At 65.3% G+C, this 18,114-nt stretch carries 21 protein-coding genes, 1 other RNA gene and 1 pseudogene; 9 read left to right on the forward strand and 14 right to left on the reverse strand.

All coding sequences use genetic code 11. The features are described 5' to 3' along the window. The 3 genes from AB4Y84_RS01275 to AB4Y84_RS01285 all read left to right on the forward strand — a co-directional run. A partial coding sequence (locus tag AB4Y84_RS01275) for an efflux RND transporter permease subunit (protein ID WP_442249688.1) occupies positions 1-2,410 on the forward strand: 2,410 nt, incomplete at its 5' end. 63 nt (positions 2,411-2,473) lie between these two features. Beyond that, on the forward strand, positions 2,474-3,211 hold the full coding sequence (locus AB4Y84_RS01280) for an SDR family oxidoreductase (protein WP_442244908.1): 738 nt from the start codon (positions 2,474-2,476) through the stop codon (positions 3,209-3,211). Next, a complete protein-coding gene (locus AB4Y84_RS01285; protein ID WP_442249689.1) occupies positions 3,205-4,626 on the forward strand; it encodes an efflux transporter outer membrane subunit in 1,422 nt (473 codons plus the stop codon). The genes AB4Y84_RS01280 and AB4Y84_RS01285 overlap by 7 nt, the downstream gene beginning before the upstream one ends. 41 nt (positions 4,627-4,667) lie before the next feature. Here AB4Y84_RS01285 and AB4Y84_RS01290 read toward each other — a convergent pair. Then, positions 4,668-5,046: pseudogene (locus tag AB4Y84_RS01290) on the reverse strand (VOC family protein). A 139-nt stretch (positions 5,047-5,185) separates the two neighbouring features. Between AB4Y84_RS01290 and AB4Y84_RS01295 the strand changes: the two are divergent. Next, on the forward strand, positions 5,186-5,449 hold the full coding sequence (locus AB4Y84_RS01295) for a hypothetical protein (protein WP_442244909.1): 264 nt from the start codon (positions 5,186-5,188) through the stop codon (positions 5,447-5,449). A gap of 18 nt (positions 5,450-5,467) precedes the next feature. Here AB4Y84_RS01295 and AB4Y84_RS01300 read toward each other — a convergent pair whose 3' ends face one another. From AB4Y84_RS01300 to ssrA, 9 genes are all read right to left on the reverse strand, one after another. Further along, on the reverse strand, positions 5,468-6,322 hold the full coding sequence (locus tag AB4Y84_RS01300; RefSeq protein ID WP_442244910.1) for an endonuclease/exonuclease/phosphatase family protein: 855 nt from the start codon (positions 6,320-6,322) through the stop codon (positions 5,468-5,470). A gap of 135 nt (positions 6,323-6,457) precedes the next feature. Next, entirely contained in the window at positions 6,458-6,700 is a 243-nt protein-coding gene (locus tag AB4Y84_RS01305; protein ID WP_025878849.1) for a hypothetical protein, read from the reverse strand. 160 nt (positions 6,701-6,860) lie between these two features. Next, positions 6,861-7,733, reverse strand: coding sequence for a glyoxalase III HchA (gene hchA, locus AB4Y84_RS01310; RefSeq protein WP_394198348.1), 873 nt, complete (start codon positions 7,731-7,733; stop codon positions 6,861-6,863). A gap of 77 nt (positions 7,734-7,810) precedes the next feature. Further along, positions 7,811-8,791 (reverse strand): hypothetical protein, encoded by a 981-nt coding sequence (locus tag AB4Y84_RS01315; RefSeq protein WP_442244912.1) that lies wholly within the window; start codon positions 8,789-8,791, stop codon positions 7,811-7,813. A gap of 65 nt (positions 8,792-8,856) precedes the next feature. Then, a complete protein-coding gene (locus tag AB4Y84_RS01320) occupies positions 8,857-10,860 on the reverse strand; it encodes an esterase/lipase family protein (protein WP_442244913.1) in 2,004 nt (667 codons plus the stop codon). A gap of 116 nt (positions 10,861-10,976) precedes the next feature. Next, entirely contained in the window at positions 10,977-11,444 is a 468-nt protein-coding gene (locus AB4Y84_RS01325) for a hypothetical protein (RefSeq protein ID WP_032977818.1), read from the reverse strand. 92 nt (positions 11,445-11,536) lie between these two features. Next, positions 11,537-11,860: a hypothetical protein gene (locus AB4Y84_RS01330; RefSeq protein WP_279209288.1), complete on the reverse strand. Its 324-nt coding sequence runs from the start codon at positions 11,858-11,860 to the stop codon at positions 11,537-11,539. Positions 11,861-11,884: 24 nt separating this feature from the next. Next, complete coding sequence (locus AB4Y84_RS01335; RefSeq protein WP_442244981.1) at positions 11,885-12,238, reverse strand: TM2 domain-containing protein; 354 nt, start codon at positions 12,236-12,238, stop codon at positions 11,885-11,887. A 119-nt stretch (positions 12,239-12,357) separates the two neighbouring features. Further along, positions 12,358-12,750, reverse strand: a transfer-messenger RNA (tmRNA) gene (gene ssrA, locus AB4Y84_RS01340). Positions 12,751-12,913: 163 nt separating this feature from the next. Between ssrA and AB4Y84_RS01345 the strand changes: the two genes are divergently transcribed. Together AB4Y84_RS01345 and AB4Y84_RS01350 are read left to right on the forward strand one after the other, a co-directional pair. Continuing rightward, on the forward strand, positions 12,914-13,345 hold the full coding sequence (locus AB4Y84_RS01345) for a GNAT family N-acetyltransferase (RefSeq protein WP_025878858.1): 432 nt from the start codon (positions 12,914-12,916) through the stop codon (positions 13,343-13,345). Between the two features lie 141 nt (positions 13,346-13,486). After that, complete coding sequence (locus tag AB4Y84_RS01350; RefSeq protein ID WP_025878859.1) at positions 13,487-14,059, forward strand: hypothetical protein; 573 nt, start codon at positions 13,487-13,489, stop codon at positions 14,057-14,059. 81 nt (positions 14,060-14,140) lie between these two features. Here AB4Y84_RS01350 and AB4Y84_RS01355 read toward each other — a convergent pair whose 3' ends face one another. Next, a complete protein-coding gene (locus tag AB4Y84_RS01355; RefSeq protein WP_442244914.1) occupies positions 14,141-14,569 on the reverse strand; it encodes a GNAT family N-acetyltransferase in 429 nt (142 codons plus the stop codon). Next, on the reverse strand, positions 14,569-15,072 hold the full coding sequence (gene smpB, locus AB4Y84_RS01360; protein WP_025878861.1) for an SsrA-binding protein SmpB: 504 nt from the start codon (positions 15,070-15,072) through the stop codon (positions 14,569-14,571). The genes AB4Y84_RS01355 and smpB overlap by 1 nt, the downstream gene beginning before the upstream one ends. Positions 15,073-15,129: 57 nt before the next feature. Here smpB and AB4Y84_RS01365 point away from each other — a divergent pair, with 57 nt between their 5' ends. Then, positions 15,130-15,555, forward strand: coding sequence for a type II toxin-antitoxin system RatA family toxin (locus AB4Y84_RS01365; RefSeq protein WP_025878862.1), 426 nt, complete (start codon positions 15,130-15,132; stop codon positions 15,553-15,555). Between the two features lie 3 nt (positions 15,556-15,558). Continuing rightward, positions 15,559-15,816, forward strand: coding sequence for an RnfH family protein (locus AB4Y84_RS01370; protein ID WP_428704188.1), 258 nt, complete (start codon positions 15,559-15,561; stop codon positions 15,814-15,816). Between the two features lie 35 nt (positions 15,817-15,851). On the opposite strand, the gene AB4Y84_RS01375 is transcribed toward AB4Y84_RS01370, so the two are convergent. Further along, complete coding sequence (locus AB4Y84_RS01375; protein WP_025878864.1) at positions 15,852-16,247, reverse strand: outer membrane protein assembly factor BamE; 396 nt, start codon at positions 16,245-16,247, stop codon at positions 15,852-15,854. A 103-nt stretch (positions 16,248-16,350) separates the two neighbouring features. On the opposite strand from AB4Y84_RS01375, the gene fur reads away from it, so the two are divergent. Next, positions 16,351-16,758, forward strand: coding sequence for a ferric iron uptake transcriptional regulator (fur, locus tag AB4Y84_RS01380; protein WP_025878865.1), 408 nt, complete (start codon positions 16,351-16,353; stop codon positions 16,756-16,758). A 63-nt stretch (positions 16,759-16,821) separates the two neighbouring features. Here the strand turns inward: fur and AB4Y84_RS01385 are convergent, their stop codons facing one another. Beyond that, positions 16,822-18,072 (reverse strand): SGNH/GDSL hydrolase family protein, encoded by a 1,251-nt coding sequence (locus AB4Y84_RS01385; RefSeq protein ID WP_442244915.1) that lies wholly within the window; start codon positions 18,070-18,072, stop codon positions 16,822-16,824. Positions 18,073-18,114 lie beyond the last annotated feature (42 nt).

Raw genomic sequence — 18,114 nt, forward strand, 5'->3', positions numbered from 1 at the left:
GAGCGGCACCGACGGTGAAGTGGTGCGGCTGGCGGATGTGGCCCGGGTCGAACTGGGTGCCGGTGACTACACGCTGCGCTCGCAGCTGGACGGCAAGAACGCGGTGGGTATCGGTATCTTCCAGGCCCCCGGCGCCAACGCGCTGGAGATCCGCGATGCGGTGATGGCCAGCATGGACGAGATGCAGAAGACCATGCCGGCCGACGTGAAGTACGAAGCGGTGTATGACACCACCATATTCGTGCGCGACTCGATCAAGGCCGTGGTCTCCACCCTGCTGGAAGCCATCGCGCTGGTGGTGCTGGTGGTGATCCTGTTCCTGCAGACCTGGCGTGCGTCGATCATCCCGCTCATCGCGGTGCCGGTGTCGATCGTCGGTACGTTCGGCGCGCTGTACCTGCTGGGCTTCTCGATCAACACGCTGAGCCTGTTCGGCCTGGTGCTGGCGATCGGCATCGTGGTCGATGACGCGATCGTGGTGGTGGAAAACGTTGAACGCAACATCGAAGAAGGCCTGACCCCGCTGGCCGCTGCGCATCAGGCGATGCGCGAAGTGTCCGGGCCGATCATCGCCATCGCGCTGGTGCTGTGCGCGGTGTTCGTGCCGATGGCGTTCCTGTCGGGCGTCACCGGTCAGTTCTACAAGCAGTTCGCGGTCACCATCGCCATCTCCACGGTGATCTCGGCGATCAACTCGCTGACCCTGTCGCCGGCCCTGGCGGCCCGCCTGCTCAAGCCGCATGGCGCGCCGAAGGATGCCCCGACCCGCATCATCGACCGCCTGTTCGGCTGGGTGTTCCGTCCGTTCAACCGCTTCTTCAAGTCCAGCTCGGAAAAGTACGAGCGTGGCGTGTCGAAGATCCTCGGTCGTCGTGGTGCGGTGTTCGTGGTGTATGCGGTGCTGCTGGTCGGTACCGGCTTCATCTTCAAGCTGGTGCCGCCGGGCTTCATTCCGACCCAGGACAAGCTGTACCTGATCGCCGGCGTGAAGCTGCCGGAGGGTTCGTCGATCGCGCGTACCGATGAAATGCTGCGCAAGGTCGCCAAGATCGCCCAGGAAACCGACGGTGTGGCTCACACCATCTCGTTCCCCGGTCTGAATGCCCTGCAGTTCACCAACACGCCCAACACCGGTGTTGCGTTCATTCCGCTCAAGCCGTTCAGCGAGCGCCATGGCCGCACCGCGGCGCAGATCAATGCGGAGATCAACCAGAAGATCGCAGGCCTGCAGGAAGGGTTCGCCTTCGCCATGATGCCGCCGCCGATCCTCGGCCTCGGTAACGGCAACGGCTACCAGATGTTCATCCAGGACCGTGGCAACCTCGGCTATGGCGCACTGCAGAACGCGGTGCAGTCGATGCAGGGTGCGGTTGCACAGACCCCGGGCATGGCCTTCCCGATCACCAGCTACCAGGCCAACGTGCCGCAGCTGGATGCCGAGGTGGACCGTGTCAAGGCGAAGGCCCAGGGCGTACAGCTGACCGAGTTGTTCGATACGCTGCAGACCTACCTGGGTTCGGCCTACGTCAACGACTTCAACCAGTTCGGACGTACCTGGCAGGTGATCGCGCAGGCCGATGGCCAGTTCCGTGACAGCGTCGAAGACATCGGCAAGCTGCGGACCCGCAACGATCGTGGCGAGATGGTGCCGATCGGCTCGATGGTCACCGTCAAGGAAACCTACGGTCCGGACCCGGTACTGCGCTTCAACGGCTATCCGGCCGCTGACCTGGCCGGTGAAGCCGACCCGCGTGTGCTGTCCTCGGCCGAAGCGATGAACAACCTCACCGCCATCGCCGCCAAGGTGCTGCCGGTGGGCATGGCTACCGAGTGGACCGACCTGAGCTACCAGCAGGCGACCCAGGGCAAGGCGGCCTTCATCGTGTTCCCGGTGGCGATCATGCTGGCGTTCCTGGTGCTGGCCGCGCTGTACGAAAGCTGGTCGCTGCCGCTGGCGGTGATCCTGATCGTGCCGATGACCCTGCTGTCCGCGCTGTTTGGCGTGTGGATGACCGGCGGCGACAACAACGTGTTCGTGCAGGTCGGCCTGGTGGTGCTGATGGGCCTGGCGTGCAAGAACGCGATCCTGATCGTCGAGTTCGCCAGAGAGCTGGAAATGGGCGGCAAGGGCATCGTCGAAGCGGCACTGGAAGCCTGCCGCCTGCGTCTGCGCCCGATCGTGATGACCTCCATCGCCTTCATCGCCGGCACCGTGCCGCTGGTGCTGTCGCATGGTGCTGGCGCCGAAGTGCGCTCGGTGACCGGTATCACCGTGTTCGCCGGCATGCTGGGCGTGACCCTGTTCGGCCTGTTCCTGACCCCGGTGTTCTACGTGGCACTGCGCAAGTTCGTCACCCGCAACGGTGGTGGCCAGCTGGTGCAGCACGGCGAGCCGACCATCCACCACTGACATGGAAAACAGCGGCGCCGGCAACCACCGGCGCCTGCTTCCCCCTACCAAGGCAATGAATCCATGAACACCCATCAGAACAAGATCGCGCTGGTCACCGGCGCAACCCGCGGCATCGGCCTGGAAACCGTGCGCCAGCTGGCACAGGCCGGCGTGCACACGCTGCTGGCCGGGCGCAAGCGCGAAACCGCAGTGGAACTGGCGTTGAAGCTGCAGGCCGAGGGCCTGCCGGTGGAAGCGCTGCAGCTGGACGTCAATGATGGCGCCAGCATCGCCGAGGCGGTCGAGCAGGTGCGTCAGCGCCATGGTCGTCTGGACATCCTGGTCAACAACGCCGGCATCATGATCGAGAACCCAGCGCAACTGCCGTCGGAGCAGTCGCTGGACACCTGGCGTCGCACGTTCGAGACCAACGTGTATGCGCTGGTGGCGGTGACCCAGGCCTTCCTGCCGCTGATCAAGCAGGCCAAGTCCGGCCGCATCGTCAACGTCTCCAGCATGCTCGGCTCGCAGACCCTGCATGCCGATCCGACCTCGGGCATCTACGACTTCAAGATCCCGGCCTACAACGCGTCCAAGGCCGCGGTGAACAGCTGGACCCTGGCTCTGGCCCATGAACTGCGCAGTACGCCGATCAAGGTCAACACCGTGCACCCCGGCTACGTGAAAACCGATATGAACGGTGGCAACGGCGAGATCGAAATCGTCGAGGGCGCGCGTTCCAGCGTGCAGATGGCGCTGATCGGCGAGTCCGGCGCCAGCGGCAGCTTCACCTACCTGGGCGAGGTGCTGCCATGGTGATCCGCACCCTGGCGATGGCCGTCTCCAGCCTGGTGCTGGCGGGCTGTGTCAGCGTCGGCCCCAACTACAAGGCACCGGTGCAGGAGCCCGTCGTCCTGCAGGGTGCACAGCAGCCGGTCTTCAGCACCACCTCGCCGGTGGCCAGCTGGTGGGCGCAGTTCGATGACCCGGTGCTTGAAGAACTGGTGCACGGCGCGCTGTCGGACAACCTGGACCTGCGCGTGGCTGTCGCCCGTGTCAGCCAGGCCCGTGCCGTGTTTGTCGAGAGCCGCTTCGACCAGGCGCCACACGTTACCGCTGGCGGCAGCTACGACCGCCGCAAGCAACCCGATCCGCAGCTGGGTGGGCAGCGGGTGTTCAGTGAAAGCTACCAGCTCGGCTTCGATGCGGGCTGGGAGCTGGATCTGTTCGRCCGCAAGCGCCGTGCTGCAGAGGCCGCGCGTGCCGACCTGGACGCCGAGCAGGCCAACCTTGCCGACGCGCAGGTGCTGATCGCTGCCGAAGTGGCACGCAACTACTTCGAACTGCGTGGCACCCAGAAGCGCATCGCGGTTGCCCAGCGCACCCTGGTCAACCTGCGCGATACGCAGCGGCTGACCGAGGCGCGCTGGGAACTGGGTGCCGGCAGCGAGCTGGACGTGCAGAGCAGCCGGGCACGGTTGAAGGCCATCGAGGCCGACATCCCGCTGCTGGAAGTGGCCGAGACGCAGTCGCGCAACCGGTTGGCTGTCCTGCTAGGCCAGCGTCCGGAAGTGCTGACCGCCATGCTGGCGCCGCACGAAGTGCCGGCGTTTGCCAAGGCATTGCCGCTGGGTGATACCCGCGAACTGCTGCGCCAGCGTGCCGACGTGCGGGTCGCCGAACGCCGCCTGGCCGCCGCCACCGCGCGTGTCGGCGTGGCCACGGCCGATCTGTTCCCGCGGTTGTCGCTGTCCGGCTTCGTCGGCTTCCTCGGCGGCGACGCCAGTGGCCTGGTCAACGGCAACAACAAGGCCTGGTCGCTGACCCCGTCGTTGAGCTGGGCGGCATTCGACTTCGGTACGGTCAAGGCACGCCTGCGTGCCAGCAAGGCCGAGGCCGAGGGCGTAGCCGCGCAGTACGAGCAGGCGGTACTGCTGGCGCTGGAAGACACCGAAAATGCGTTGACCCGCTACTCCAAGCAGCAGGCGCGGCTGGCCATCGTGGTCGAGCAGGCGCAGGCGGCACGGCGTGCCGAATCGCTGGCGCAGATCCGCTACCGCGAGGGCTCGGAAGACTTCCTGACCCTGCTGGACGCGCAGCGCACGCAGCTGGTGGCCGATGATGCACTGGCGGCCGCCGAATCAGAGGTCAATGTCAGTGTCGTGGGTGTGTACAAGGCACTCGGTGGCTGGGGCCAGTCACCGCAGGCGCCGAGCGTGGCGCAGGCGCGCTGATCGACAGGGGACGGAAGCATCTGCTTCCGTCCCTTTTTTCATCATGGCCAGTGGTTGGCCGGAGCATCGTGATCACGCATGCGCACGATGCAGAATCGATGACCGGTGGGCGCTTCCATCACCCACCAGCGTTTTGACGAAACCGACCCGGCGGGCACCGAGTTTTTCCAGCCGTTCGGCTTCGGCGTCGATGTCGTCGCTTTCGATATCCAGATGCACCCGCGACGGGTGATCGACCCGCTGCACCTCCACGTTCAAGCCTGCCGGTGCACCTGTCAGGTCGGCATACTCTGCGTCGCCTTCAGCACGGGCGGGCTCGGCCTGCAGGCCCAGCGCTGCGGCCCAGAAGCGTGCGCTGTCCGCGGCAGGCGTGTCCTGGCAATCGATGATGAAGCCCGCCAGTCGGCTGCGATGGGTCATGTGCCGTCTCCGCTCAATGAGGATGCCGGCAGGGTAGCGCGTGCGCCGCCGCGCGCGTTCTCGCGGTCATGACGTTTCTGACTCTGCCGGAACTGCGGCCCACCGTGTAACTAGTGGGGAAACCAAGGGAGGACGGGACATGAGCGAACAGAAGCAATCGGCCCAACGGACGCTGCTGGGCGATCCCGGCCTGCCTGGGGCCGGCCTGTCGGTCGCCGTGGTGATGCTGCTGGTACTGGCGGCAATGGCTGCGCTGATCGGCTTCCTGCGCCTGCCCGATTCAATGCTGGGTATTGGCCTTGTCGGCATTGCGGTGTTCCTCGCCGTCGGCGCACGCATCTGCCAGGCGCGCGACCAGCACCAGGCGCTGTACCGCCTGCTGGGCAAGCGACCCCCGCCGTAGCGAGGGTCGCTGCAGTGCTCAGTGCTTCGGCCAGTCCAGCTCAACGACCAGCGGGAAGTGGTCGGAGGGCAGCACGCCGCCGATGCGGCGGTCATCGGTCAGGAAGCTGCGCGCGTGGAAGCCACGTACCAGCACCCAGTCCAGCTCGGCGGTCGCCGTTCCTGTGAAGTTGTGGAAGGTCAGGCGCGGACCCTGCGGCGACTTGACCTGGCGACGGGTGTCCTGAAGCACCCGGGTGAAGGCCTGATAGGTGCCGCCGCCGGGCTCGCTGTTGAAATCACCGGTCAGCACCACCGGCAGATCGGAAGGCAGCGCGGCCACGCGCGTGGCGATCAGTTCTGCACCCTTGATCCGCCGCGGTTCGTCCTCGTCGCGGTAGGGCAGGTGAGTGTTCATGAAGTAGAAGCGACGGCCATCATCCAGGCGACGAAACACGGCCCAGGTGACCATGCGCGGGAACAGGTTGCCCCAGCTGATGCTGCCTGCAACCTCGGGTGTATCGGACAGCCAGAAGTTACCGGACTGCTCCACTGCCAGCACCTTGCTGTCGTAGAAAACGCCCATGTGCTCGTCGCCGCTGCCCCCGCGGCGGCCCTCGCCGAACCAGCGATAGTCGGGCAGATGCTCGGCCAGGTAGTTGGCCTGCTCCAGCACCAGCTCCTGGGTGCCGATCACCGCCGGATGCGCCTGCTGGATCACCTTGACCATGGCATCGCGGCGGTCTTCCCAGCGCTTGCCAGGGTCGGTGTCGGCGGGCGTACGCACGTTGAAGGACATCACTTTCAACGGCGCGGGCGAGGCTGCCCAGGTAACGGCGGGCAGTGCAAAAGCCAAGAGTGCGCAGAGCGCGGACGTGCGGAAGCGAGACAACATCGTGGAATCCCTCCATTCCATGAAAGCGGTTTCATGGAGAATGCCATGGAAGGCAAGGGCAGCGGTATGCCGGGATGGGCGGCTGCAAGGGCCGGGCGGACGGCGTGCGACCGCCCGGCAGATGCCACTGGGCGATCAGGGGTCGTACATCATCCCGTTCTCGTCGCGGTTGTAGTGGTCGCTGGCCACGCGGGTGCCGTCGTCATAGACCACGTACAGCGTGCAACGCTGGTGGATGCCGAAGCCGGCCCGGAAGGGCACGCACTCTTCCTGCAGGCCGACCTCTTCGGCGGCATTTGCCGGCGCTGAAGGCACCAGCGCGGCAAGAGCCAGCACGGCACCGAATGAACACGCGAACAGTTTCTTGTGCAGCATCATCGAACACGCTCCTTGTTGTCGTGGGTGCTACCAGACTCCATTGATGCAATGACTGCCGACCGCCGCTGGCAACAGCGTGCCGGCGCCACACCTGCAGCGCAGAACACAGGTGCGGTCCTGTGTAGCACGCAGCCTGCGTCGGCAGGAAGTGCCTGTCCTCTCAGCGACCGGCCAACGCATCCAGCAGGGTGCGCGCAGCCAGCTTGCCCAGCGCATTGCCCGCCAGCGGGCTGTCGCCGGTCAACAGCAGGCGGTCCTGCATCACGCTGCCATCGATGCCCTCGTTGACGATCTGCACGCCCTGCTGGGCCAGGCGCTCACCGAAGAACCACGGCAGTTGACCAGGCATGTAGCCGATATCCGGGGTCTGCCGGTCCATTGCATCGGGGAAGGCGCAGATCCGATGCCCGCGGAACAATGAACCGCCACCGGCTTCATCCACGCCGGCCGCCAGCAGTGCGGCAGGGCCGTGACAGAGGGTGATGATGTGACGTTGATTGTCCATCGCCCACTGCAGGGTGGCCTTCACCGCGCGGCTTTCCGGCAGGCCGATCAACGCACCGTGACCGCCGGGAATGAACACCGCGGCGTAGTCCGAACCGGCATCGAGTGCCCTCGCCACCTCGTCGAGGTGCAGAGGCTGGCGGAAGCGGGATTCGTAGCGTTCGTACAGGCCGCCGATCTCGCGATCTTCGCGTGGGAACGCCCACCATTCAAACTTCACCGGRTTGCCCGACAGCGTCGCCACGTCGATGCCGAAGCCGGCCTTGTGCAGGTGATACATCGGCAGCAGCGTCTCCACCGGATGGTTGCCGGTCGAGAACAGGTGGCCGTTGGCGGTCGGCAGATAACGTTCGTCGGCGGCGATCATCAGCACTTTCCAGCGTCCGTCACGGCGGGCATCGGGATAGTCCGCGCCGGACAGATCGGTGGTTGCCGAAGTGAACTGGGACAGCGAGTACGGCGACGGGAAAAACGCATCGCGCTCGGCCGGGTCGGGGCTGGGCTGACGGCTGGGCTCTGACGTGTTCATGCGGACCTCCTGCGGAAGAGAGTGGTCACCTTAGCCAGAGCGATGCGTACGCACGATGAGGGATTTCCCCAATGCGATCAGGCAGGGGGCGCTTGCTGAACCCGCTGGTAGGCGTCGTCCAGCATTGCCAGGAAAGCCTGTCGCTGCGCGGCATCAAGCACCACCGCGCGTTCGAACGCATCCACGCTCGCACTCCAGTCCGCCAGTGTGTCGTCGTTGTAGAGGGCCTGATGCCGTTCCCATGCTCCGCCTGCCTTCAGGTACAGCCACTTGTCGAACAAGTGCAGCGGGCTGCCGTTGTCCAGTCGCAGGGGGCGGGTGGTCCTGGTGTGGGCCAGCACGCTGCGCAGCGCAGGTGAATCGTGAAGCTGGCCTGCCCAGACGTGGTTGCCAAGATGTTGCTCGGCAAAGCGCAGGATCGCTTGGTGATCATCCTCCAACCCGGCCTCGTAGAGTGCCTGCGGCACCCGCAGGTGCCGGCGATCGAACAGCCACTTCAGTACCAGCGTTGCCGCCTGCGGGGTGGTGTTGTGTTCATTGCCAGGGTCGAAATCATGATGGCCGATGAACTCGCGGTCCTCATGCAGATTGAGCTGGATGGTGTCCACGCGCTGCCTGCGCTTGCAGAACCAGAGCTTGATGTCGACGTCCCCGGTAAGTGGCTTTTCAAAGTAGGCGGTGTCGCCGAATTCTTCCAACCGGCCGTTGAAGTACGCCAGGCAGTCCTGGAGTGTGGCTGATGGCTGCACGTATCCGTCCCAGAAGCCTTCGGGCTTTGGCGGATTGCCCTTGGGCCGGCGACTGAACAGGGTGGCGGACTTGAAGTGGCTCAGCAGGCTGCCACGCGCTCCGACGGTGGGCGGATAGAAGCGATCATTGATGATGTCGAAGGCAAAGTAGAACTCCATGTCGTGGAGCTTGTCCTTGACCGATTTCTGCCCCTGGTTCGCGCTGATCGTGGTCGGGGGCTTGCCGATACCGTGCTGCGCGAACCATGCCTGCAGATGAGCATCCGAGCCCTTGCTGCCGAGCAGCTCGACCAGTGTTGAGATATGCATTCCATTGCCTCGTTGTCGGTGGCCCGGTCGGGAAAGCGCGGGCCATGGTTGCTGTATGTCGTGCGCTACTTCGCCGGCAGAGGATGAGCCTCCATATCCTCATGCAGGATGCGGCGAAGTTCGACGATGGCCGGCGTGGCTTCCTGCACGCTGTGACCGGACACGATCACCTTTTCCGAGACGGCCTTCGGCAGGTGCGAGCTCCAGTAGGGGACCAGTCCATCGTCGGTCTTTTCCAGAGGACCTTCAGCCTGGGTGCGCGCGATGATCGAGTGGTAACGCACCTTCGGCGATATCGGCAGATCGGCCACGGCCTTGACGAAGGCATCGTCCTTGTCCAGGTTCTGGATGCTGTTCATCTGGTAGCCGTGCTTGTCATCGTTGCGCTCGACCTTGCCGTCGTTTGCCAATGTCGCGACATCCTCCAGCACGGTCAGCGGCAGGCGCACGAAGCGGCCGAGCCAGCGCCCCAGCCGCGTGCCGGCAACATCGGTGCCGCGATGGGGGGTAGCGATGAACACCACCCGTGAGATTTCCGGTTCCGGCTGGAATGTCAGCACCGGCGCGCCCTTCGTACGCAGCAGTTCGCGCTGCGCCGGGGTCATCTGCGCAGTCGCCAGCAGGGTGTCGACCAGATGGTCGCCGGAGGAGGACACCATCAGCCGCGAAATCACCCCGCCCATGCTGTGCGCGACCACCACCATGTCGTGCGATGCGAGCGCCTTGCCGGTTGGGTCGAAGTGCTGCAGTGCCTCGTGCAGGATCCGCCGGATCTCATCGTGGCTGAGAGCGATCGGCATGTTGGTCGGGTAGTAGAACTGCCAGATCTGGAAGTCGCCGCGGATCTCATCGTCACGCATCAGTTCGTTGGCCACGTTGACCCACGCCTCCGGGCTGCTGGCCAGGCCATGGATCATCAGCAGCACGCGGCGGTCCGGATCGTACGGCTGCATCATGAACAGATGCGGCTTGTCGATACCGCCCTTGCCGCCGAACAGCGTACGCAGTGATTGCCGGCTGAAGTTGGAGCGGGCCAGCCACAGCGCGTAACCGGCGGTGAAGTTCGCCGCCAGTGGCACCTGCTCGCCGTGCAGTTCCACCACCGCTACCTGATACGGGTCGTGGATCTCCAGTTCCGGCTCGTCGTCGTGCAGCACTTCCCACAGGTTGTTGCCGGAAAAACGCAATAGCACGGTCATCGACGGCGACGGCATCTCGCTCCAGTCGCGCTCGGCCGTCGTTGCGGTACCAGCGGCGGCGGCCGCCAGGCCGGTGCTGGCCGGGTCTGCCATCACCGCCACCAGTTCGGCGCCGAAGCCATCGCGGCGATGCACGCTGCGCAGGGTGCCGGTGAAGGACATCGATGCGGCCGGTACCAGTTCGATCGGCTCGCGCGTGTCCGCTACCGCGCCATCGTCGGCAGGCGCCAGTACGAAGGTCCAGCGTCCCAGCTGGAACCTCCCGTTGTCATTGCGCACCTGCTTGCTCGAATACGCGTCGAACAGCAGCACGGCTGATTCCTGCACGGCCAGGTTGTAGTAGTCGCGCACCTGGGTCTGGCGGTCTTCGAAGCCACGCTGGTTCGCGGTGCGTTCGGTGAAGAACAGATATGCATAGGATTGCCGCGCGATCTGCATCCACGCATCCAGGCGCGGCTGGAAGGTCGGGTCAGGCGGGGCGGTCGCGGCCTTGCTGCGGGCCACCGACGCCGACTCGCGCTTCGGCGCCGGCATCGTCATCGCGTACTGCACCCACAGTTCGGCCAGCGCCGAGCGCTTGTCTTCCTCGCGGACGACGATGCTGCCCTCCATCGCCTCGATGCAGGGCAGGCCGGGCTTGGCACAGGCGCCCTCGTCCAGCCCAGCCACGCGCAGGGTCTCCATGGTGGCCGCGCTGAGCTTGCCGCTGGTGAGAATGTCACCGCGCTTGAGCGCGATGTACTGTCCTGGCGTGACCGTGCCCACCTGCACCGATGGGCCGAACTGGCGCAGCGTCGCGCACCCGCTCAGGGCGAGCAGGGCAACGAGGACGAAGGTGGTGCGGATGACGCCGATGCCTGTTCTTGCCATGTGAACTCCCTGCGCTGGCGCCACTCTAGCGGCAGGCGTGTCAACGCGGAAGCAGGCCTGCGGAAGCGCCGGACCGTGCCCGGCGAACCCCGCCTGTCAGCCGGTCTCCCCGCAGATCATCCCTCGATCAGGCAGGTCACCGCAGCCGAATAACCTTCGTAGTCGTCACCGGCACCCACATGCAGCGTGTGCGTGGCATCAATCTTCTTGAGGTAGGAAGGCGCTTCGGTCTCGGCCGCGTCGTTGACCGTCGTCACTCCCCAGGATCGGGCCAAACGCTGGTGATCGACGCCCTGCAGATACACATGCAGGCTCTTGTAAGGCTTGGAAATACTCACATCCGCGCTGGCCACGGTTCCACCGAACAGCGCCACCGGCTTGCCCTTGGGCTCGAACACGCTGCCGGGGTCGCGGCTCAGGCCGGCGGCATGGAATGCCTGCTCCACCTGCGCTTCAGTGAAATCGGAACCCGCCTTGCAGGCCAGCAGAGTTTCCAGCGCGGTGGTGCTGGTTGCCGGAGGTGCGGCAACAGCGGCGGTTGTCAAGGGCAGGCCCAGCATCAGGGCGATAAGCGGCTTGTTCATTGCAGGTCCTTCTGTATGTCGCGGAGCAGCGGAGGCGCCGGCACCAAGTCCGGGAAGACAGGCTGAAGTGTGGGGCAGGGCAGCGTTGTCGGCTAGGCCCCCTCGCTGGGCTGCCAAGCGATTCTCCGATCAAGGGCATCCAAGGCCAGTTGCGCCCACTGGCGGACCTCTTCCAACGGATGCTGCAGCTCAGCCCGCAGGGTCGGGCTGACCGTGCTGTCGCCTGATTCGCCGAGCAGTTCCAGCAGCTTTCCGCGCGAGTAACCATCATCCACGGCCGGCAGCCGGGCAAGCAGGTGGGGCACCGCAATGGCCGCGGCCGGGCGAAGACCCCAGTAGGCGTCTTCGAAGGTTGCTGGATCCTGATCCAGGATCTGGTCGAGCCAGGAGACAACGTCGATTCTGTCGAGATCCATGGCGGCCCCTCCCGTAGCCAAGGATTACACCATCTGCACGCCAGAGGCGTCGGTTTCCACTGTGATCATTTCCACCAGTGCCCATAGGCCGGTGAACAGCACGCCGATCAAGAGCCAGCCCAACAACAGCGTGATCAGTAGTTGGCAGACCGCCCGTCCGTGGTAACCGGCATAGAAGTTGTGCACGCCGAAAATGCCCAGGAACAGGGCGAGCAGGATGTAGATGGCACGGTTCCTGGCGATAGGCGCGGATTGCGAAACCGGTGCCGCATAGACAGCGTCGCTTGGCTGCTGAGTGGCCGGTGGGGCAGCTGCATCGCAGGTCGGGCAGAGCGCCGGATCGCTGCGTGCCTTGCAGTTGCATTCGGAGCTGTTCATCAACGCCACGGTGCTTCTCCTTGTCGAGGCAGCGGTTCTGGACCTGATGCGGCCAACAAAAAAGCCAGACCCCAATCGACGGGAGATCTGGCTTTTCGTGCCCCGAAGGGCGGTACAAATGGTGGAGGTGGGCGGAATTGAACCGCCGTCCGAAGGCACTCCATCCCCAGCACTACATGCTTAGCTCACCGTTGAATCTCATCCCCGAGCAGCACGGTGTGCAAAGCGCACCCGGGAACCAGCCTGTTGTGTTCTTGTGCCGGACTGACAGGCAGCCGCCCAGCGCGATTCCATGATAATGACTCTACGCTGCGAGCATGGACACAAGCAGTTTCGAGGCTCCGCCTAAGTCGGCAGAAGGTCACGCACCGCAGTTTTTAGGCTGCGAGAGCGACCGGAGCGTAGTTGTCGTCGTTGGCAACTAGAGTTTTGCAGCTGGATTTACGAGGAAAGCTACCCCCTCGGCATGCGCCAGGCGACTTCACAACCCCCGTCGAAACCAATGCACCCCCGGTTTCTTCAAGTTCTGCAAGGTACGAGGCCTGTTCCGTGTCGCCACGGTCAGTACCTGCCCAACGCTGCGCATGCTACGCCAAAAAACCTGAACAGTCACCCGCTTCCGCAGGTCGCTTGCTAGCATCGGCGGTTCCGATAGTTGCCCAGGGAATGGACCGCATGCAGCTCGAAATCGCCGTGACCGACGCCCCCAGCCCGCAAGCACTGGAGCTGATTGCCGATGGCCTGGATCAGTTCAATCTGCAGGCGGCCGGCCATGCCGATCGACGCACCTTGGCCGTGCTGGCCACCGATCCGGCCAGCGGCGAAGTGGTGGGTGGCTTGAGCGGGCGCACCTCGCTGGGCCTGTTGTTCATCGACCTGTTCTACCTGCCGCCCGCACAGCGGGGTAATGGCCTGGGGTCGCAGATGCTTGCCGCTGCCGAAGAGGAAGCGCGCCGACGCGGCTGCCGTTCCGCCGTGCTCTACACCATTAGCTTCCAGGCGCCGGACTTCTATGTGAAGCATGGCTGGACCGTATTCGGCCAGGTCCCGTGCGATCCACCGGGGACTAGTCGCGTGTTCCTCAGCAAGGATCTCCGCGCGGCGTGAATGGCAGGCGTCGGCCGGTCGTCACGCCAATCCGCAACATGTTGTAGAGCTTCCGTCATAGCGGATTGCTAACGTCGTGGGCACGAATTTGCGACACACTGGCTACGACCATTCCAGCCAGAACAGATACGGAGACGGCCGGTGACCGAAGCAATGCAACAGCGCAGCCTGCGTCAGCTGGTTGGCCCGGTAGGGGCCGATTACCAGCGGCGGGCACTGCCGCCCGGCTGGGTCTGGGCGGTGCTGGCGGTGTTGTTGGCTGCAACCTGGGCAACCGAGTTGCCGGCCACGGCTGCAGCCGCGCTGATCGCCAGTGCGGTGGTGGTGCATTGGCCTCGGCGTGGCCGCTTCCATTGGCTGGGCTGGCGGCTGCCGGCCCTGGCGGTATTGGCCGCACTCCTGTGGGGTCCGGATGTACTGTCACAGTGGTTCGAACATGGCCTGGCCTTGACCCTGATGTCGCTGGCCAGTCTCAGTATTGGCGTGCACGTGTGGCAGTCGCGGCAACTGGCGCGGCAGCTGCAGGCCTCCGCCGACGCGCTGGACGACGCCCAGTTGCTGGCCCTGCTGCCCGTCGACGCCGCGCGGCTGGCGCAGCAGTGGCGTGCCGGTGATGATCGCCATGCCCCGGAGCTGTCGGTGGTGATGCACCTGGCGGTGATGCACGCGGCGCTGTCACCGCGTCTGCGCGGGCAGGGCATGCTGGCGGGTTGAGTCGTTGCCCGTAACGGTGGGCGATGCCCGCGCTGGGGCAGTCTGGCGCAAACCTTCGAAAGCCGACGGAGGTGCCGTGGGCTAAAGGACTGGCAGCACCTTGCGCAGATAGATCCGCTCGTGGCCCGGCGGGCAGTCGGGGAGCCGCCCGAACACTTCATAGCCCTGCCGCAGGTAGAAGTGTTCGGCCTGCCAGTCGAAGGTGTCGAGCATCACCCCGCACGCACCAACGTCACGGGCCTGGGTCTCGGCATCCGCCAACAGGCGCTGGCCGATGCCACGCCCGCGAAGTTCCGGGTCGACCCACAGGACATGCACCTGCAGCCAACCTGCGCAGACATCTGCAAGCAGTCCGCCGCGCAGTTCACCTTGTTCATCGCGCCAGGCCAGCCGGACCGGCACGTCTTCGAAGTGGAAACCGCTGCTGGCGCGGTTGAACGCAGACAACCGCGCGCACAGCTCGCGCGCGTCTTCAGCATTGGCCGCCGCAGGAGCGTCGGCGCGCTCCATCAGGCGTCGCGGTTGCCGCGACGCATTACCCGCTGCTTCTCGATCGCCCAGTCACGATCCTTGGCGGCATCGCGCTTGTCGTGGGTCTGCTTGCCCTTGGCCAGCGCCACTTCCAGCTTGATCTTGTTCTTGCTCCAGTACATGGCGGTGGGCACGATCGTGTAGCCATCACGCTCGACCTTGCCAACCAGCTTGTCGATCTCGCTCCGGTGCAGCAGCAGCTTGCGCTCGCGCCGGTCGTTGGCCACCACGTGGGTGGAGGCCTGGATCAGCGGGGTGATCTGCGCGCCGATCAGGAAGATCTCGCCGTCCTTCACATAGGCGTAGGCGTCGACGATGTTGCCGCGGCCAGCGCGGATCGACTTCACTTCCCAGCCCTGCAGGGCCAGGCCGGCTTCGAAGCGGTCTTCGATGTGGTACTCGTGACGGGCACGCTTGTTCAACGCGATGGTCTTGTTGGCCGTCGCGCTCTTTGCTTTATCCTTGCCGGTGTTCTTGCTCATTTCCGTATTGTCTCCGATTCGGGCCCGCCCGGTCGATTGCCGAAGCGTCCTGTATTCATGCCTACTATCCGCCGCAGTGCCCTGGTCGAACATTCGGCCGCGCGCATGTTCGATCTGGTCAACGACGTCCAGGCCTATCCGCGCCGCTTCCGCTGGTGCTCCGACGCCCGCATCCTCGAGCAGGGCGAAGACCGGCTGGTCGCTCGCCTGGACCTGGGCCTGGGTTCGTTCAGCACCTGGTTCCAGACCGAAAACACCCTGCAACGCCCGCACAGCATCGACATGCAGCTGCGCGAGGGGCCGTTCAAGCAACTGCACGGCCGCTGGGAATTCCACGCCCTGGCGGAAGATGCCTGCAAGGTCACCCTCACCCTGGACTTCGAGCCGAGTTCACGCCTGCTGGGTCCGGCGCTGGCCATCGGCTTCCAGGGATTGGCCGATCGCATGGTCAACGATTTCGTCCGCGTCGCCGACGAGGGCTGAACGATGATCGAGGTCGAGGTCGTGCTGGCTTGGCCACAACAGGTGCTGTCGCGCCGGCTGCAGCTGGAGGAGGGGACGACCGTGGCTGATGCCGTGGCAGCGGCCCGGCTCGAAGGCAGTGCCGACTGTCCTGCCGCCGCCGTGCATGGCGTACTGGCGCAGCCGCATCAGGTGCTGCTGGATGGTGATCGTGTGGAGCTGCTGCGTGGCCTGCAGGCCGACCCGAAGGACAACCGCCGGCGACGCGCGCGCGGCGGTTGATCTCCAAGGCCCGTCCGGAGGACGGGCAGGGTGGCTCAGCGGCCGCCCTTCTTCTTCTTGTCCTTCGGCAGATTGCGGCCGAACTGGCGCACGGTCTGCTGGGCAAGGGCCTTGTCGTTGGCCGGGAAGTAATCGCCATCCCAACGGGTGACCACATCATTTTCGAAGTACACGACGAAATTCTTCACGTCGGTACGGCCCAGGCGGTTCACGCGTTCGGTCGAGGTGTAGTCCCAACGCTGGGCATGGAACGGATCCGGCACCGACGGGGTGCCCAGCAGGGCAGTGACCTGCTGCTTGCTCTGCCCGACCTGCAGTTTGGCAACGGCATCTTCCCGGATCAGGTTGCCCTGGTAGATGGGTTGCTTGTAGATGATGCCGCACCCGGTGGTGGACAAGGCGACGGCGGCGACCAACAGGAGATTGCGCATCGGGACTGGCGGTTGGGGAAATCAATCCGATGATACACTCCCGGCGTGCCACCGCGACCCAATCCGAGGCAGCTGGCGCTAAATCGCCAATGAACGGAGACCTATGGAAACCCACGACCTGCGTAAAGTCGGCCTGAAGGTGACCCATCCGCGGATGCGGATCCTGGCGCTGCTCGAGCAGCGCAATGCCCAGCACCACATGACCGCCGAAGACATCTACCGCCAGCTGCTGGAGCATGGCGATGAGATCGGCCTGGCCACGGTGTACCGGGTGCTGACCCAGTTCGAGGCCGCCGGCCTCGTGCTCAAGCACAATTTCGAAGGCGGCCAGGCCGTCTACGAACTCGACCGCGGCGGCCACCACGACCACATGGTCGATGTGGACAGCGGCAAGATCATCGAGTTCGAAAGCACCGAGATCGAAGACCTGCAGCGCAAGATCGCTGCCGACCACGGCTACGAGCTGGAAGAGCACTCGCTGGTGCTGTACGTGCGCAAGAAGCGCAAGTAAGCCCCGCAGCCAGCTGATTGCGACGAAACCCCGGGCATGCCCGGGGTTTTTGTTTGTCTGGCCTCAGCGTCGCGGTAGATCCACGCCATGCGTGGGTGGCCCCATCAGGACGTCCAGATCCACCGCCTCGGCCATCGCCCGGTTCCCCGCATCGCCCGGGTGCAGGTGGTCACCGGAGTCGTAGGCAGCCGCCATCCGTGAGGGATCGGCCGGATCGCGCAGGGCCGCGTCGAGGTCGATCACCGCGTCGAACGGGCTGTCCGTGCGCAGCCAGGCGTTGAGCTGCTGGCGCAGGGTGTCCTTGTCCGCGGCGTAGTAGTCGTCCAACGGGGTGCCGGGCAGGGCGCCGGCAAACGGGGGCAGGGTCGCGCCGAGGATGCGCAGGCCGCGTGCGTGGGCGCGCTGGGCCAGGTCGCGGTAGCCGGCCTGCAGCTCGGCCAGGCTGGGCCGGGCCTGCGCGCGGGCAAAGGCCGTGCCCGGCCAGCTGATGTCGTTGATGCCGATCAGCACGATCACACTGGCGACACCGGGCTGGTCGAGCACGTCACGCTGGAAACGCTTGCGGGCCGATTCGCCCATGCCATCGCGCAGCAGGCGACCGCCGGATATGCCGGCATTGACCACCGCTACACCTTCTGGTGCCAGCCGCGCGGCGAGGTGATCGGTCCAGCGCTGGTCCTGGTCGAGGCTGGCGGTGGCGCCATCGGTGATCGAATCGCCGATCACCACCACGCTGCGCGCGATGGCCGGGGCCTCGACGTCGATAGCCGACAGGAGCAGGCGGGCCGTGGTGCTGCTGGCGTCGTGCAGCGCGGGCCGTTGATGCTGGTCGCCTGGCGCAATCCAACTGGTCTGCCGCCCTTCCCAATGGAAGGTCTGCAGCGGCGTGCGGTCGGGCAGGTAAACGCTGACCTGCACCGCCTGCTGATCAGCGGTGGGAAGGGACAGCGGATCGCTCAGGCGGTCCTGCCCAGGCGCAATCACGACCCCGGGCTGGCCGTCGAAGCGCAGCGGCTGCGGCGTGTCCCCCGTATGGGCGGCGATGCTGGCAGCGCCGATCCGCAAAGGTTGGGTGCCGTAGGCATTGCTCAGCCGGACCCGCAGGCGCGACCCGCCCAGGCTGATGCGAGCGCTCTGGCGGAAGGTCTGGTCCTGCAGTTGGCCGGGAATGAAGGTAGGGAACAGGAAATCGCTGCCCCACACCGGCTGCGGGCTGGCTTGCCAGCTGGCGACCCAGTGCGGGGCAGGTGACGCAGCGGCGGCGCCGGACAAGGCAAGCAGGGCGGTAGCGGTCAGTTGGCTCAGGCGATTCATCGGGATGACCTGGTGGGAGGGACGGTCATGGTGCGTCCAGGG

Origin of the sequence: Stenotrophomonas sp. 2YAF22 (assembly GCF_052114665.1) — a bacterium.
GTDB lineage: Bacteria > Pseudomonadota > Gammaproteobacteria > Xanthomonadales > Xanthomonadaceae > Stenotrophomonas > Stenotrophomonas indicatrix.